Origin of the sequence: [Clostridium] clostridioforme AGR2157 (genome assembly GCF_000424325.1) — a bacterium.
GTDB lineage: Bacteria > Bacillota > Clostridia > Lachnospirales > Lachnospiraceae > Enterocloster > Enterocloster clostridioformis_A.
On the sequence record NZ_AUJR01000041.1, the window covers coordinates 29,268 to 44,951 of the forward strand.

Genomic DNA, 15,684 nt, shown 5'->3' on the forward strand with positions numbered 1-15,684 from the left:
TATTCATGACAAAGGTAATCAATGCAACCCCTTTCATCTATCACTTTTTGACCTTAGAGGAACTGAAGGCAGTGGTGGAAGAAGCAAAAAGCGTGAATATAACCACAGCCTGCCATTGCTCAGGGGGACAGGGATTAGACGACTGCCTGACTGCGGGCATTGACTGTCTGGAACATGTGTATTATATCACCCAGCCCCAGGTGGAGCGCGTTAAAAAAGAGGACCGCTGGGTGGTATATACTCCCAGCTACGCCCTGAACGACCAGCTGTTATTCAAGTTCTCGCCTCATGACAGGGAGGGGAGCCTTCGTGAAAAGGAAATTATCTGCAAGTGCTTATCCGGCGCCATTGAGGGCGGACTTAAGTTTGGCATTGGCACTGACGGGCTGCATCAGGGTTTGGCGCAGGAAGCATGCTATATCTCTGGTCTGGGTGCTAAAAACCGGGATGTACTGGCCGGAATCACAATCAACGCGGCTCGGATCTGCGGGGTAGACGGAAACACCGGCTCTATCGCGGAAAGAAAAGCAGCTGATTTTGCAGTCCTGGAAGGCAATCCGTTAGATGATATCGAAGCTTTAAAGAAGGTTACATCTGTTATCCAGGACGGAACCATTATCTTCTAAATTATTAGGGGAGCACTGCTTTGCTGTTAAATCTCCCTTTCCATCTGCAAAAAGGATGCTGCTGCAAACTGAATTCGCTTTGCAGCAGCATCCTTTTATTCTGTGTCACATCTATATCATGTTAAAGCCTGTGTTACAATCAAAGCTTCAATCCTTCGTTATATAATTCATAAGGAAGGCTTCCTGACAAATCCACCACATTCTTTGTTATGGGCTGCCCTGCCTTTACATCCTCCAGCAGTGTTGTACCATTTAACAGATAGAATGGAGCCACATTTCCCGCATCCTTAAGTTCCCACAATTCCGGAACCAGGCCCTCGATGGAATGATGATGTCCCTGGACCTTAAGTACGGTTCCCCTGGGCATGTCCTTCTGAGCCACACCGGTCATAACGGAAACCTGACGGCATTCAGAGTGGGTACCCAGTCCCAGGATATCTCCTAACAGAATGGATATGGGCGTCTCCAGTCCCATATAATGATAAGGAAGATAGATACATGCATATTTACCATTACGGCTTACCACATGCCCTTTACTTGTAAGCAGTTCCCATACCGTTTCATTCTCGCATCTGATGATGATGAACTCACCACCTGCAAAACTGGCCTCATCCGGCGCACGCAGATTGCAGAATACATCTACCACGCCAGTCTTCTTAAGTATGCCGCCATCTTCCTCCGGAATAAAGATATCTGCCAGTTCGCTGATCTTTGCAACAGGATAATTCAGACGTCTGTCAGACGGCACCAGCCCGGTGACATTGGACACAAGATTCATCTCGCAAAGGTCGGCGGAAATAACTGCCATATATTTTTCTAACAGCTTACGGCGTCCCTCCAATGTCTCACGGCCTTCATAATGCCAGAACTCCTTCAGACCAGGAATATTCTCATGTGGTTTTTCAGGGCCTTCCATATAAGTGAATTCGTCAGTATCCGGATCCCATACAAAGTCATACTCGCTGGCTTTGCCCGCTGCTATGATCTCTAATCCCAATACTTTTCCCCAAGAGTAAAGATCCAGAAGGTTTCTTGGCTGATCTCCGTTAACCAGAGAGTATACGGTGCCGTGTTTCTCAGCAATATTATTTAAAATAGGGCCGCACACGCTGTCAGTCTCCTTTGAAACCATGTAAACATTGATTCCCTTCTTTAATGCGGCCGCGGATACCTCTGAGCTCACAGCCGTGTTTCCCGTACACTCAACCAATGCCGTAATATCGCTTTCCAGAACCAGCCGGTAGTCATTTACAATAAGAACCCCATGGCTGGGAGCGCTCTGGACCTGCTCTTTATTCCCGCATATAATAATATCCTCTTTCTTATATCCAAGACCTGTGAGCACCTCTACACATTCGTCCGTATGCCGTGAAGATATCAGCCTCAGTTCCATTAACTCAACCTTTGGAATTTGTGCCAACAGCGTATAGCCATAGCCGCGGGTTGCACCTATAATTCCTACTTTTGACTTTTTTCCGCCGTTGTTCTTAAATAAACTTGTGTAATCCATATCGCGCATTTCCTTTCTGTTTTGTATTTTTCTTTTCACCCTGCCTGTAACAGCCGTTTCTGCCTCATTCTGTCTGAATGTCAAGAGCAGTCTGTGATGCTTCAGGTAATGATATGAGTATATTTACTACTACTAAACTATAATAGCAAATATCATGCCAAAAACAGATTGACGAAAATATAACAGAATTTTTACCCAAAAAACCAGTAAAATAAGGGCGCTGTCAAAACATAAGAAACATGGTAATATGCTGATTCAATTAAACTTCGTGACATGTATGCAACAAAAACAGTCAACAATGCAACAGCGTTGCAACTGCTGCTAAATGCTCTATTTCTCAGATGTCTTATCATCCAGTCTTTTGGGGACATCTCCCCGCATCATTAGCCACCCCCACATTCTTAGTCACCACCACATCGCTCCCCAGCCCCAGCACGTCCGCCACCACCACCTGTCCAATATGCACCGGTGCCTGGATACGTATTTTTTTTATTTCAGCGACCACATCAAATATCCTGGATTTTGGGATTGGGTTTGTCAGGCGGACGCCGGCCAGCTCCAGCTCCCCATTCTCCACCAGGACTGATGTGGCAATGTTTCTCATGGGATTGACCAGTTCCCGGGTCACATAATCCATTCCCTTGGGACACGTGTTTCCGGTTATGGATTCTATTTTGCCGCCGCTCCATTCCGCCTCGATACGGCAGCCCTGGGGACACATGATGCAGACAAATTCTCGTTTCATGAAATCCTCACCTCCAGCCCCTGCTCTGTATTCAGCTTATCCGCCCCTATGGGAATCTGTATCATCTCCGCCGGAATGGCCCGCTTCATCCTCCGCATCCCGATAACCCTGTTTCCCTGAAATACCTCTATGGTACAGTTTTCCCGCGGCTCCCTAACCCGCAGGGAAAGCTTGAATCCGACGGAGCCGCTTATCCTACGAGGAACTGTATGAGTCACCTGTCCGTCTGTCCTTATCTCCAGGGGACAGTAGGCAAATGGCCTGACCTGATATACCGGACCACGCCATCCGCCAGACTCTCCGCCTCCAGGGATACGAAATCCACCAGGTCGTGGACCTGGAGAACATTACCGGCGGCAAAGATTCCCTCCACGCTGGTCTGGTAATGTTCATCCACCACGGCTCCCCTGCTGCGCTCATCCAGCACTACGCCTGCTCCCAGAGATAACTCATTCTCCGGTATCAGGCCTACGGAGAGAATCAACGTATCACAGGCATACTCCTTTTCCGTCCCCGGAATAGGGCGCATGTTCCGGTCCACCTGTGACACCGCCACGGATTCCAGGCGCTCTATCCCCCTTATGTCCGTGACTGTATGGCTAAGATACAGCCATGGAGGCCATGCGGGGCTCTATCATCAGTCGTACCTGGAGCAAATCCCTGACCATTTTCCGCTTATCGCACACAAGGGACAGTCCCAGCGGATCCTCTGTCAGCCCCAGCTTCGCAGACACAAAGGTCCCGGCCCCCCGGCGCCGCCGGTCTGCCGCTGTTTCCAAAAGAAGGTCAATATCCCCGCATGAGCATCCGACAATGGTTCATATGTATTGGATGACTTGGATTCCTGCTTTTTTCTCAGATAAGATGTCAGCTTCTCAGCTATTTTTTCGCCCGGCATACAGCTCCCCCTGTCTCATCCCTGTCACTGCTTTGGGCAGAGAGCAAATAGTCGATAATGCGGATATCATGCTTATCCACTTCCCTGAATTCATATCCTGTATGGAATATCTTCTGCCCCTTTGCCGAGATACACGGTATGGTCCTGCCCTCAAAGACCGCGCTTCCAAAATAATCCGCCTCAAATTCATACCATCCGCCTTCCAGGTCCGCCTGCTTTGCAGTTCCATCCTCGTTGATTACAAATGGATGGATATCCACATAACTCAGCTCCGGGTGGCAGAGTTCAATCCGCACCGGGCGCCAGTCCGTCGTGATTTCATACCCATGGGAAACCAATGTGCGGAGCAATGCGTCTGTATACCGGGCATCAAAGTTAATATCCACGTCCCTGTGCTCCCTGGTCTGTTTCCCAAGCAGCACATCCACACCCCAGCCGCCGTCCAGCCAGTACCGCATGCCAGATGTCTCCATCAGGTCCAATACTTTCAATAAATCTGCCTTTGTTACTGTCTCTTTTTTTATCATAAAATCTCCGCCTTTCCCCATAAACTGCTCATCTGATGCTTTCTGTCACTGCATCAAGTTTACCATATTTCTCCCCTCATATCTACCCGGTTCAGCAGCTGAAACGGAGGAGAAATGGAAACCGGGAGAACCCATCGGACCTCCCGGCATTCCAGATATCACGTCTCTTCCCGCAGTTTCTGAATCAGCTGTTCAAGCTGCGGTACCGGCTGCATACATTCATGCCCCACACAGAGGTAAAATAATTCTCCGGCCTCAGGCACCGGATAATCTCTTGTATAGGGTGCCAGACGCTCCATTTCCCGTACATTTTCCTCTGTTTTTACCACCACAGACAGCCCCTCTGACGTTTCGGCCAGGTTTGCGAGCTGAGCAATCAGCTTCCTGTGCCTTTCCGTGTCAGCGCCAGGCGACAGCGTACACACCAGTTCCTTAGTGGGATACAGTACATCCATCATGGTCAGAAGCCCATAGCTGTGCCCAGAAGGATATCCGTCCATGGCGCCTGCCAGGTAATAGAGCTGTTTCTCCAGCACCTTCTGCCATTTGACCTCGCCGGTAATTTGGGTCAGCCGGTGCAGTACCTGAGCTGCCACGGAATTCCCGGACGGCATGGCGCCGTCATAGGTCTCCTTTGTCCTCACAATAAGCTGTTCCCCGTCCTCAGCATACAGATAAAATCCCCCGCGTTCCCGGTCAAAGAACTGTTCTGTCATTATCTCCGCCCAGGCAGCTGCCCGTTTCAGATAATCAGCCTGGAATGTCACCCGGTACAGCTCCAGCAATGCAAGACTATAGCAGGCATAGTCATCCAGCTTTCCCTCACCTGCGGCATCTCCGTCACGGTAGCGCACCATCAGACGCCCGTCCTTCACAAGGCGGCTGTTTATAAATGCTTCTGCCCTGACAGCCATATCCACATACTGCTTTTCCCCCAGCACAGCTCCTGCCATTGCGCATGCACAAATCATCCATCCGTTCCAGGAAACCAGTATCTTGTCGTCCTTGTGAAGCCTGGTGCGGTCAAGCCGGTATTGATACAGTTTTTTGCAGTCCTCATTTTTTCTGCCGCCAAAGCTGTTACGGACGCCATGACAGACATTGCCGCCATGGTCATCACCGCCCCATGGTTCCTCACAAATCTCCTCGTAATTCTCATTTTCCAGCAGGTTGGGTATGCTCCTGCCTTCAAAATTACCATGCCTTGTAATTCCGTATTGCCGGCAAAAGTCCCTGCCCGCTTTCTCTCCCAGTACCGCCCTTATCTCCTCCTGGGTAAACACATAGTATTTTCCTTCCACACCATCGCTGTCCGCGTCCTGTCCGCAGTAAAAGCCGCCCTGGGAATCCGTAAGCTCCCGCCTGACGTATTCCAGAATCTTTCCCGCCACACATCCATACATCTTCCGCCCGGTGCGTCCATAGGCTTTGATGTAAGCCATGACCAGCAGGCTATTGTCGTAGAGCATTTTCTCAAAATGGGGCACCAGCCACTGTCCGTCCGTGGAATATCTGGAAAATCCGCCTCCAATGTGGTCAAAGATACCGCCCCTGTACATCTGCACCAGGGTTGTCTCCGCCATGGCCAATGCCTCCGGCCGCTTCTCCCTTGCGCTATACTCCATCAGGAATATCAGGCTGTGGGGCGTGGGAAACTTGGGCGCGCTTCCAAAACCGCCGTTTTTACTGTCAAAACTATCCGCAAACTGCCTGAAGGCCTGATGCACCGCCGCAAGCTCCGGCTCGGCCCATCTTCCTGTCCGTTCCTGGCTTTTTAGGTGTTTCTCTATCTGTCCTGCCTGGTCCAGAAGTTTTTCTTTTTTCACCTTCCACTGAGCTGCGGCCGCTGTCAGCAGTTCTTCCAGACCAGGCCTTCCATAACGGGCCCTGGGCGGAAAATAGGTGCCGGAAAAAAATGGCCTGCAGTCCGGTGTCATTATTATGGTCAGCGGCCAGCCACCCTGTCCGTTCATGGCTTGGCACACTGACATGTATACAGAATCCACATCCGGCCGTTCCTCCCGGTCCACCTTAACACAGACATATTCCCTGTTCAGGATTTCTGCAATCACATCATTTTCAAATGATTCCCGTTCCATCACATGGCACCAATGACATGTACATCATCCGGGACATGTCAGCTGTACCCAATAGATAGGAAAACAGGCTTATTTTCAAGCCTTGCTTTCTCAAATGCCTCCTCTCCCCACGGAAACCACTGCACCGGATTGTACGCATGCTGCAGCAGATAGGGCGATTTCTCATTGATTAACCTATTGGGTCTGTTGTTTTGATTGTCCACAATATCACCTCCCTGTTACTGAATATTTGCCCTACTATGTTCTCCATGGATACATAGAATTATACCCTCCCACTGTCAGTTATGTATATCTGTTCGGGCTGAAATCATGTCTTTTGGGAGCGTACACAACCAAATGCAGGATGTTATAATTCCTTTAGTTAGATGGTTCTAACTCCATATCTGCTTTGCATAATTAAAAGATACAGAAAAGAGGAATACCCATGACATTAAAAAACAGACAGCCACGGCACATATACCAGGCAAAACAGGCGGAAATGCTTGGCCATACAAAGCCAGCGTTTTTGGCGGGAATCCGCATTTTAAAAGAAAACGGGCTGGTTGCCATGGTTGTGTGCATGTGGAGTATTGACAGACAGGGCTGGTTATTGGAATAATGGGCAGCGGGGAAGCAGGCGTCCGGTGATATCAAGACAAACAAACGGTTTCCCCCGCGAACACCTTCATAGCCTCCTCTTCATCAAACTGCCTGGAATACAGTTCATAATAGTATCCCTTTTGCTCCAGCAGTTCCGGATGGCTGCCCCGCTCTATGATTTTCCCGTCCTTTACAACCAATATCAAATCAGCCTGACGGATTGTGGATAAACGGTGTGCAATCACAAAGGAAGTATGTCCCTTCAGCAGATGAGCCGTCGCATCCTGAATCAGTTTTTCTGTTTGGGTATCAATGGAGGAGGTGGCCTCGTCCAGAACAAAAATGGCAGGATTGGCCAGGACCGCCCGCGCAAATGAAATCAGCTGCTTTTCGCCTGTGGACAACAGGCCTCCGCTTTCGCCCACATCGCTGTCATACCCCTTTTCCATTTTCGCCACAACCATATCTGCGGACACACTGCTCGCCGCCTCTTCAATCTCCTCATCCGATGCATCCAGGCGGCCATACCTTATATTCTCCCGCACAGTTCCCGAAAACAGGTGAGGATTTTGCAGCACATAACCAATCTGGCTGTGAAGCCACAGCTGCGACCGTTCCCGGTAATCCACACCGTCAATCAATATTCTTCCCTTTGTAGGTTCAAAGAACCGGCCCACCAGGTTCACAAGGGTAGACTTTCCCGCCCCGGTCTCACCCACAATGGCAACATTCATACCGGCAGGCACATGAAGGTTAAAATGTTCCAGCACATATTCCTTCCCGTCCGGATACATAAAAGAAACATCTTCAAACACGATGTCTCCCCGGATTTTTTCCCAATTATCCTTATTGGGTGAAAAGGCGTCTCCGTACTTCTTAAGCACATCGGTCCGGTCTACCACATTGGGCTTTTGCTCCAGCAAATCCATTACCCGCTCAATATTCGCCTGACAGGAAATCAAATCTGCCAGCAGTCTGGCAAGCTGCTGTATGGGTTCAAATATAACGACCGCGTACGAGATAAATACAGACAGTGTCCCCAGTTTTATGATATTCTCCTGAACCATATAGCCGCCCTTTGCCAATACAACCGCTGAGGCCACAGAGCTGAAAAACAAAATAGCCGGAATATAGACCGCATTCAGCTTTGCCGAATGAATTGCCGCCTGATGCATATCCGATGTCTTTTCTAAGAAGCGCTTCTCATTGTCTGTTTCAATGACCATACTCTTTGATGTCTTAACTCCGGTAATGCCTTCATTGTACGCGCTGGTAATCTGGGAATTGATCCGTCTCACCTTCCGGTTCCATTTCAAAATCCGATTCTGGAAATATACTGTCAGCAGAGCAATACACGGAACAATCATGGTGATGATAAATGCCAGCTGTGGATTCAGTATAAACATAATCACAAACACACTGACCACATAAATCAGAGCCCAGAACATATCCACCAGGCCCCACGCTATCATCCCCGCAATCCTCAGAGTATCACTCATCACCCGGGCATGGATATATCCCACCGGAGTCGTATTATAGTAGGAAAATGACAAGGTCTGCAAATGTTTAAACTGCGCTCTCTTTAAATCTTTTCCCACATTCATCTCTATGGTTGTAGCCGCGTGAACCGACACATACACACAGATAGTCTGACTAACAATAACCAAAATATAAACCAGCGTAAATACTCCAAGTCCATCCAAACGGTCCGGTATAATGAATGTATCAATGGCATAGCTCTGGAACAGAGGCACAAGGATATCAACTCCCGCAAGCAGAATATTAAGTCCCAATGTAATTGCAAAAAACTTCTTATATGGCTTGAAAAATGGAAACAGCTTCATCCATATACTGAAGCTGAAGGGATTGTTATACTCCTGTTCTTCATATGCTGCCATTGATTATCCCCCCATCCTTCTTATCCATTTCATCCTGCCCCATCATCTCTCTGTCATCACGGCTCATCTGTATTTCATAAATCCTGCGGTAGATTCCATTTCCCCGTATCAGTTCCCCATGCGTTCCGCGTTCTTCTATTTTCCCCTGATTCAGCACCAATATCTCATCCGCTCCCATAAGGGATGTCACTCTGTGGGATATGAGGATTACGGTTGCCTCCTTCATATGTTCCTTCAGCGCACACCGGATGTTATAATCTGTCTGGGAATCCACTGCTGATAAGGAATCGTCAAATACCATAACCGGCGCTTTCTGAAGGAGCATTCTTGCAATAGCAATCCTCTGCTTCTGCCCTCCTGACAAAGTGACTCCCCGTTCCCCCACAAGAGTGTCATATCCGTCCGGAAAACTCAAAATGGCGTCGTCAATGCACGCAATTCGCGCCGCATACCGAATCTCCTCCAGAGACGCGTCCGGTACGGAGGCAGCTATATTTTCCCGGATTGTCCTGGAATACAAAAACGGTTCCTGCAATACCATTCCTATATTTCTCCTGAGCTCCTCAATAGGGATATCCTTAATATCTCTGCCGCCAATACAAATACTTCCCCTGTTTACCTCCAGCTCATAGAGCCGCGAAAGGAGCTGGATTACCGTAGACTTCCCGCTGCCCGTTCCACCCAGAATCCCAAACGTACTGCCTTCAGGGACTGTAAACGAAATATCCCGGAGCACATCCTTTCCTTCCTCATATCCAAAAGATACATGCTGAAAGGAAATATTATACTTCCCACCGGAATTTTCGCTTTCCTTCCCGTTTTTTTCATCTGCTTTTCCATAGGCTTCTTCCTGAGAACGAATAATATAATCCACACGTTCAAAAGAAACGCCTGCCTTGCTCATATCAGAAAGAATACGCCCAAGGCCGCGGATTGGCCACACCAGCGTTGAATTGTAAGCTGCGAATGCCACAAATTCACCAACGGATATGAAACCATTTACTGCCTCTATCACTCCGAAGATAATAACCGCAATCACCTGCAGTCCCGTTATCAGATCCCCAATCCCCCAGTACAGTCCTGATAACGTCCCCAGACGAATCCACAGCTTGGCAAAAGCATTATTCTTCTTGTCAAACCGCTCCATCTCAAATTGTTCCCGGCCGAATGCCCGCACCACACGCACTCCTGTGGCATTTTCCTGCACAACCGCAGAAAGTTCTCCCTCCGCTTCGTCCGCAGTGGTGAACCGCTTAGCTATCAATCGGTAAAACACAGTGGAGTACACCACAACAACCGGTACGAACAGAAGAACGATGCAGGAAAGCTTCGCATTCATGGAAAACATCATAGCAAAAGACATAAGCACAAGAAATGCCGTGCGGAACACCTCCAGAAGCTGAGTAACTACAAATCCGCGTATCACCTCCACGTCAGAAGTACACCGCTGAATAATATCCCCTGTCTGGTTCCTGTCATGCCATTTCATGGGAAGCTTCTGCACATGAATAAATAATGCATCTCTTAAGTTTTTAGCAAAATTCTCCCCCGCCCTGGCCGTATTGGTACGGCTGATATAGGTAAAAATCCCTGAAGCTACCGCCACCGCCACAATCATCAGCGCCAGTATCCAAAGGTGACTGGACAGATAGCTTCCTCCGTTCCTGCTGTTTCCAATGTTTCCACTAAGCACCTCATCAATGCTGAACCGGAAAATCTGCGGTGTCAGGGCATTTAATATGGTTGATATCAGTGAGGCGGCTATGGCTGCTGCAAAATAGATTTTGGAACCTTGGAGGAACCTGAATATTAGATAGAGTTTTCTGTGTTTAAGTCTTACATTTTTTTCCATCTTATAATCCTTCTCAAATCATATGGCATATCCTGTTCACCATTTTTCTGCTTTAACCGGCCCAAAACCAGGGACTTTCTGCATGCATCAATTATTTGTAACTGTGTGGGGGATGGGGGGGGAGAGAATGGGGGTGAGATTTTTGATGGTGAATGTCCGCTCTCCCATAACAGCAGTTTTAATTTCTCTATGATACTTTGTCTGTGCGTACATGAACTCCCTCCCATTTCATAAAATTTTGATAGCGTAAAAAGGTGGCACTGCGAAAAGTGCCGCCCTCTGGCCTGTCCTCACCTTGGGACAAATTGTCTCGAACTTAATAGTCTTGCCGGCCAGGCCGCCGATCACGGCGGCCCCGGCCGTGTGGGAGCTTGAGGGTCCGATCATGTTGGGACCCAGCACGTCAAAGACGCTGATAAAGGACATCTCAGGCCCTCCCGGCCTTAGCGGGCCTGGCGCCGGTGATGAACTTCTGGTAGATGGACTCCACGATCACGCCGATGGCGTTGTCACCGGAGACGTTGCAGGCGGTGCCGAAGGAGTCCTGGGTGATGTACAGCGCCACCATGATGGCGCAGATGGGACCGTTGGGGTCGCCGGCCTCCGCGCCGAAGATCATGTACAGGAAGGGCAGGGCGGTCATAATGGAGCCGCCGGGGGCGCCGGGGGAGGCGACCATGGCAATGCCCAGGGTCATGATAAAGGGGATGACGACGCCCAGGCTGATAGGCAGGCGGTTCATCAGGCACACGGCGGTGGCGCAGGCGGTGATGGTGATCATGGAGCCGGCCATGTGGATGTTGGCGCACAGGGGCACCACGAAGTTGCGGATCTGCTCGGAGACGCCGTCCTTGGCGGCGCACTGCAGGTTCACCGGGATGGTGGCGGCGGAGGACTGGGTGCCGATGGCGGTGGCGTAGCCGGGAATCTGGTTGCGGATGAGCTGGACGGGGTTCTTGTGGCTGATGGCACCGGCGACGACGAACTGGATGCAGATGCAGATCAGGTGCATCAGGATGACCACCAGGAACACCTTCCACAGCACGCTGAGGATGGCGAAGGTCTTTCCGGACTTGGTCATGTCTACAAAGGTGCCGCAGATGTAGAGGGGCAGCAGCGGGATGATCACGGCGTGGAGGACCTTGTCGATGATGCCGGAGAAGTCCTTCATGCACTCATAGAGGGTATTGCTGATGGTCTTGCCCCGCAGCATGGACAGGCACAGCCCCAGCACAAAGGCGAGCACCACGGCGGACAGGGTGTCCAGCAGGGGCGGGATGGTGATGGAGAGGTAGCTGTCCAGGGACACGCCGGCGGTGGCGGCGATCTGTTCCATGGCCCCTTCGCTCATAAAGTGGGGAAAGAGGCTGGAGGCGACCAGGTAGGAGGCTGAGCCGAAGATCAGGGTGGATGTGTAGGCCAGGGCCACGGTAATCAGCAGCAGCTTGCCCGCCCCGCTCTTCAGGTCGGCGATGCCCATGGTCACATAGGCCACGATCATCAGCGGGATGATGAACTTCAAAAAGGTGCTGAAAATGCCGGATGCCGTTACGATGATGCGGCAGAACCACACGGGCAGAAATTGACCGATCAGGATACCAACAACGATTGCAATCAGAATTTTGGGAAGAAGGCCGAGCTTAAACGATTTCTTTTCCATAACACAACTACCTCCGTTTTATTTGGCCAATTTTTTCCTTGACCAGTGGATGATTTTAGTATAACATACCCTATATATTTATGCAAATTCATATAATTCATAAAACGGTTGAAAAAAATTCAACTATAATCCGGAGGGAAGCCATCATGGAACTGCGTCAAATCAATACCTTTGTCCGGGCCGCGCAGATGAAGAGCTTTTCCAAGGCGGCAGACAGCCTGGGCTACTCCCAATCGGCGGTGACGGTGCAGATCCGGCTGCTGGAGAAGGAGCTGAACACGCAGCTGTTCGACCGGGTGGGGCGGCAGGTCGTCCTCACCGGGGCGGGGGAACAGTTTCTGTCCGGGGCCTGTGCCGTGCTCTACGAGGTCAACAAAATTAAGCTCTCCGTGTCCGGGACGGAGGAGCTGCGGGGGAACCTGCATCTGGGGGTCATTGATTCCCTGTGCATGGCCAAGCTGCCCGGCATCCTGACCCGTTTTCGCGCCCTGCACCCCAGGGCCGCGGTTCAGATCACCACCGGCTCCCCGGAGGAGCTGATTGAAAAGATGGAGCGGGGCGCGCTGGACCTGGTCTATATCCTGGACGCGCCCAGGTACAACAATCTCTGGTGCAAGACGCTGGAGCAGAAGGAGGAGATCGTCTTTGTGGCCTCCGCCTCCCTGGGGATCGGCGGCCAGGGGGCGATGGATCTGTCCGGGCTGCTGCACCTGCCCTTTTTCCTCACCGAGCGGGACGCCAACTACCGGCGGGCGCTGGACGTCAAGCTGGCCTCCCACAACCTGTCGGTCACTCCGTTCCTGGAGACCGGGGATACCGCGCTGCTCCTGCGGATGCTGGAGGTGAGCCAGGGGATATCCTTTCTGCCCCGGTTTATGGTGGAGCGGGGCGTCCGGGAGGGGAAGCTGGAGGAAGTCCGGGTCCAGGGCTTTCACCTGTCCATGTACCGCCAGATCTTTTACCGCAAGGACCGCTGGAAGACCCGGGAGATGGAGACCTTCATCCAGCTGGCGGAGGAGTAGGGTCCTCCGGCTGTTTGCGGCCGAGGAGCTTCATCAACGTCTCCCGGTTGTTTGGCGTCTCCCCGCTCGGCACCCGCTCCAGTCCCGCACGCAGCCGCCTACCAGATAGTGGCCCGCGCCGGCCAGGACCAGTGGGACATTTTGTCTCAAAGTTGCTATGCGATAATTCTGACTTTTCGGGAGGAATGGCCGGGGTCTGCTGGGGACCGCCTTGTCAACCAAAGCAGGGTGGCCCCCAGCAGACCCCGGCCATATCGCGTAAAAAACTGCCGCTTTGAGTTGCCCAACAGCGGCGGTTTTGTGTAGGTTGGCTCCATTCTTGAGTGTCCAATTATTATACCCTGGTCAAATACACTAAGTTGTTTTGCATACCAATACCTGCGGATGGAAGAACAGAGGAAATCCAGTTCACGTCTAACGCCGTATAGGAAAAAATGGGAATAAGAATTACCACAATGGAAATCAGCAACACCGATAACGCCTAAATTGATGTTCGGCAGATTGATATCTGAAAACAGCATTTGCAGAGATGTTTTCAAGCAGTTCGTTCCAAATGCCAGATTTGAAATCAGCAGATGGAACGTGATACCGATAGTAAACGCCACAATAGAGATCGTACAGGATGCCAATATTCTTGTAACCGCCAATTTAATGCGCCCATGCTTGGTACAGTATAGACCTGAATACCGTCCTCCCGCAAGCGGAACGGATTGTAGCCGGTCTTGACGGTCACGGAGTATTTTACTTCCAGGCAGTCTAAAAGCTGCTTTTCTCCATACCTTTTTGCAAACAGGTTAAACGCATATGGCTTTATCTTGGTTAATAAACCTTTCTGGCAGTCTTCATCACACGTATAACAATGTCCAATTCCCTTTTCCAATGAACATTTTCTGTTCTCACACCAGTCTTTATCCGCACATTCCCCGGAATTACAGCCTGCACAGTTTGTATTTTCCGAACATAAGCAACAGAATTCTTCATCTGCATAGAGTGGTCGGCTTTATTTTCTTCCCTTGTTTTTGTCGGGCCATATAGTGGCTGCATGGCAATTCCTCACATTGACCGCAATGCCCGTATTTTCTTTGATTGATGCAGCATTCATAAATGTCACAGCAGCTTTCTCCTGTATATTCCAGCCAGAATACTTTGCCTTTTATCTCCCCGCTTCCCCGGCAATCCGCCGGATAATACTCACAATCTGAGCATATGGTACCAACAGCGCATCTTCTTTACCATGGGCATTTTCTCCTTATCACATTTTCCACTGGCACTCACTGCACTCTGCATCATGGATTGAAATAATTCCTCCACATTCCTGGCAGGTATATTTTTCTTTTTGCTGTGCCAGAAATACAGCCATTCCCTGTTCTTTTACCATTTTGCTATTTCCCATCAAGCTGGCATGGTAGCGGGTATTATAACTTTTTTCCAACCGTTTTATCTGCTTACAGGGATATTCAGGGCATTCAAAACAATATGTAATCTGCCGCTCCACCACACAATCCTTTATCCTGCACTTTCTGCAGTACTCTGGTTTTCCCTGGTCACTTTTCAAACAGCCTGCGCATGGCTTTTTATGATAGCAATGCTTATAACAAACCAGGCAGTTCATCCCACAGGGCGCAAACATGACGGGTTCTATATTTTCTGGCATCTTCATTTTCAATCAACTCCTCTAACCAGTTTATAGTTCGGAAACCAGCGATATCTTCATTGGATAGCGGTCTCTCAAAGCTTTGAAGAAACCGTCCATTGTGGACAACTCTACACGGCAAATGCCGCAGATCCAGCAAGTATATTTTATCATAATTCCATCTGTAACTATAATATTGGTCTTTCCAGCAGCATTTGGACCATAAATTACAGATGAACATAAACTGCGATATGTTCTTTTTCGCAGATGTGCCAGATACACGACTTTATAACTTTTTAAGAAAAAAAATATCGTACAGGACACTTTGGTGTATAATTAGTTTGCCAACAAAATATACAAAGGAAAGTGACCCTGTACGACAAACTCATTATACAACGAAAAGAACCTGATTGGTAGACTTCATCAATATTTTTCCATCTATTTTAAAACGTTTTCTTCCCCTACCGCGGAGACTTTATTTCTACTGGCTTTATCCATACTTGCCATGGAGTCGGCGGATTCCATCCGTTCCCTCTACCGACATTTTTTGTCTGCCATCACCCAAAAGTCACTGACTGCTTTTTATTATGCCTGTTCCTACTCCAAAGCAGACTATTCCAGATTCATGAATGTAA

Annotated in this window: 13 protein-coding genes and 3 pseudogenes; 3 read left to right on the top strand and 13 right to left on the bottom strand. The window is 49.7% G+C overall.

Annotated elements, in window-relative coordinates:
* Positions 1 to 5: 5 nt before the first annotated feature.
* The gene (locus G614_RS32880; protein WP_242828122.1) at positions 6 to 626 is read left to right on the top strand and encodes an amidohydrolase family protein; all 621 of its coding nucleotides are present in this window, start codon (positions 6 to 8) and stop codon (positions 624 to 626) included.
* A 139-nt stretch (positions 627 to 765) separates the two neighbouring features.
* Here the strand turns inward: G614_RS32880 and G614_RS0116950 are convergent, their stop codons facing one another.
* From G614_RS0116950 to G614_RS34510, 7 genes and pseudogenes are all read right to left on the bottom strand, one after another.
* A complete protein-coding gene (locus tag G614_RS0116950) occupies positions 766 to 2,136 on the bottom strand; it encodes a homoserine dehydrogenase (RefSeq protein ID WP_027642907.1) in 1,371 nt (456 codons plus the stop codon).
* Between the two features lie 349 nt (positions 2,137 to 2,485).
* The gene (locus G614_RS0116955) at positions 2,486 to 2,881 is read right to left on the bottom strand and encodes a DUF1667 domain-containing protein (RefSeq protein WP_027642908.1); all 396 of its coding nucleotides are present in this window, start codon (positions 2,879 to 2,881) and stop codon (positions 2,486 to 2,488) included.
* Positions 2,878 to 3,491: pseudogene (locus G614_RS34505) on the bottom strand (NAD(P)/FAD-dependent oxidoreductase); the annotation flags it as partial. The gene G614_RS0116955 and the pseudogene G614_RS34505, both read right to left, overlap by 4 nt.
* Positions 3,481 to 3,660: a hypothetical protein gene (locus tag G614_RS32195; protein ID WP_027642911.1), complete on the bottom strand. Its 180-nt coding sequence runs from the start codon at positions 3,658 to 3,660 to the stop codon at positions 3,481 to 3,483. The gene G614_RS32195 and the pseudogene G614_RS34505, both read right to left, overlap by 11 nt.
* Before the next feature lie 100 nt (positions 3,661 to 3,760).
* Positions 3,761 to 4,306: a nucleotidyltransferase domain-containing protein gene (locus G614_RS0116975; RefSeq protein WP_003525862.1), complete on the bottom strand. Its 546-nt coding sequence runs from the start codon at positions 4,304 to 4,306 to the stop codon at positions 3,761 to 3,763.
* A 158-nt stretch (positions 4,307 to 4,464) separates the two neighbouring features.
* Complete coding sequence (locus tag G614_RS0116980) at positions 4,465 to 6,405, bottom strand: thioredoxin domain-containing protein (protein ID WP_027642912.1); 1,941 nt, start codon at positions 6,403 to 6,405, stop codon at positions 4,465 to 4,467.
* A 38-nt stretch (positions 6,406 to 6,443) separates the two neighbouring features.
* Positions 6,444 to 6,608 carry a DUF255 domain-containing protein gene (locus G614_RS34510; protein ID WP_007035798.1) on the bottom strand — a complete coding sequence of 55 codons (165 nt, stop codon included), beginning with the start codon at positions 6,606 to 6,608 and terminating at the stop codon, positions 6,444 to 6,446.
* A gap of 221 nt (positions 6,609 to 6,829) precedes the next feature.
* Between G614_RS34510 and G614_RS31370 the strand changes: the two genes are divergently transcribed.
* Positions 6,830 to 7,003 carry a hypothetical protein gene (locus tag G614_RS31370; protein WP_155245068.1) on the top strand — a complete coding sequence of 58 codons (174 nt, stop codon included), beginning with the start codon at positions 6,830 to 6,832 and terminating at the stop codon, positions 7,001 to 7,003.
* Between the two features lie 31 nt (positions 7,004 to 7,034).
* Here G614_RS31370 and G614_RS0116995 read toward each other — a convergent pair whose 3' ends face one another.
* From G614_RS0116995 to G614_RS0117010, 4 genes and pseudogenes are all read right to left on the bottom strand, one after another.
* On the bottom strand, positions 7,035 to 8,882 hold the full coding sequence (locus tag G614_RS0116995; RefSeq protein WP_027642913.1) for an ABC transporter ATP-binding protein: 1,848 nt from the start codon (positions 8,880 to 8,882) through the stop codon (positions 7,035 to 7,037).
* Positions 8,869 to 10,734, bottom strand: coding sequence for an ABC transporter ATP-binding protein (locus G614_RS0117000; protein WP_027642914.1), 1,866 nt, complete (start codon positions 10,732 to 10,734; stop codon positions 8,869 to 8,871). Before G614_RS0117000 ends, G614_RS0116995 begins: the two co-directional genes overlap by 14 nt.
* 318 nt (positions 10,735 to 11,052) lie before the next feature.
* Positions 11,053 to 11,160, bottom strand: a pseudogene (locus tag G614_RS34515) (L-serine ammonia-lyase, iron-sulfur-dependent, subunit beta); the annotation flags it as partial.
* 1 nt (position 11,161) lies between these two features.
* A complete protein-coding gene (locus G614_RS0117010; RefSeq protein WP_027642916.1) occupies positions 11,162 to 12,394 on the bottom strand; it encodes a dicarboxylate/amino acid:cation symporter in 1,233 nt (410 codons plus the stop codon).
* A gap of 80 nt (positions 12,395 to 12,474) precedes the next feature.
* Here G614_RS0117010 and G614_RS0117015 point away from each other — a divergent pair, with 80 nt between their 5' ends.
* On the top strand, positions 12,475 to 13,416 hold the full coding sequence (locus G614_RS0117015) for a LysR family transcriptional regulator (RefSeq protein WP_330366947.1): 942 nt from the start codon (positions 12,475 to 12,477) through the stop codon (positions 13,414 to 13,416).
* Between the two features lie 745 nt (positions 13,417 to 14,161).
* On the opposite strand, the pseudogene G614_RS34520 reads toward G614_RS0117015, so the two are convergent.
* Positions 14,162 to 14,386 (bottom strand): annotated as a pseudogene (locus tag G614_RS34520) (DUF3795 domain-containing protein); the annotation flags it as partial.
* 282 nt (positions 14,387 to 14,668) lie between these two features.
* Positions 14,669 to 15,076, bottom strand: coding sequence for a DUF3795 domain-containing protein (locus G614_RS0117025; RefSeq protein WP_027642919.1), 408 nt, complete (start codon positions 15,074 to 15,076; stop codon positions 14,669 to 14,671).
* Positions 15,077 to 15,684: the final 608 nt, after the last annotated feature.

Bases quoted from the DNA above. Each gene is read 5' to 3' on its own strand.
- G614_RS0116950 (WP_027642907.1), bottom strand. From the start codon at position 2,136: ATGGATTACACAAGTTTATTTAAGAACAACGGCGGAAAAAAGTCAAAA.
- G614_RS32880 (WP_242828122.1), top strand. From the start codon at position 6: ATGACAAAGGTAATCAATGCAACCCCTTTCATCTATCACTTTTTGACC.
- G614_RS0117000 (WP_027642914.1), bottom strand. From the start codon at position 10,734: ATGGAAAAAAATGTAAGACTTAAACACAGAAAACTCTATCTAATATTC.
- G614_RS0116955 (WP_027642908.1), bottom strand. From the start codon at position 2,881: ATGAAACGAGAATTTGTCTGCATCATGTGTCCCCAGGGCTGCCGTATC.
- G614_RS0117025 (WP_027642919.1), bottom strand. From the start codon at position 15,076: ATGAAGATGCCAGAAAATATAGAACCCGTCATGTTTGCGCCCTGTGGG.
- G614_RS31370 (WP_155245068.1), top strand. From the start codon at position 6,830: ATGACATTAAAAAACAGACAGCCACGGCACATATACCAGGCAAAACAG.
- G614_RS0116975 (WP_003525862.1), bottom strand. From the start codon at position 4,306: ATGATAAAAAAAGAGACAGTAACAAAGGCAGATTTATTGAAAGTATTG.
- G614_RS0116995 (WP_027642913.1), bottom strand. From the start codon at position 8,882: ATGGCAGCATATGAAGAACAGGAGTATAACAATCCCTTCAGCTTCAGT.
- G614_RS0116980 (WP_027642912.1), bottom strand. From the start codon at position 6,405: ATGGAACGGGAATCATTTGAAAATGATGTGATTGCAGAAATCCTGAAC.
- G614_RS0117015 (WP_330366947.1), top strand. From the start codon at position 12,475: ATGCAAATTCATATAATTCATAAAACGGTTGAAAAAAATTCAACTATA.
- G614_RS0117010 (WP_027642916.1), bottom strand. From the start codon at position 12,394: ATGGAAAAGAAATCGTTTAAGCTCGGCCTTCTTCCCAAAATTCTGATT.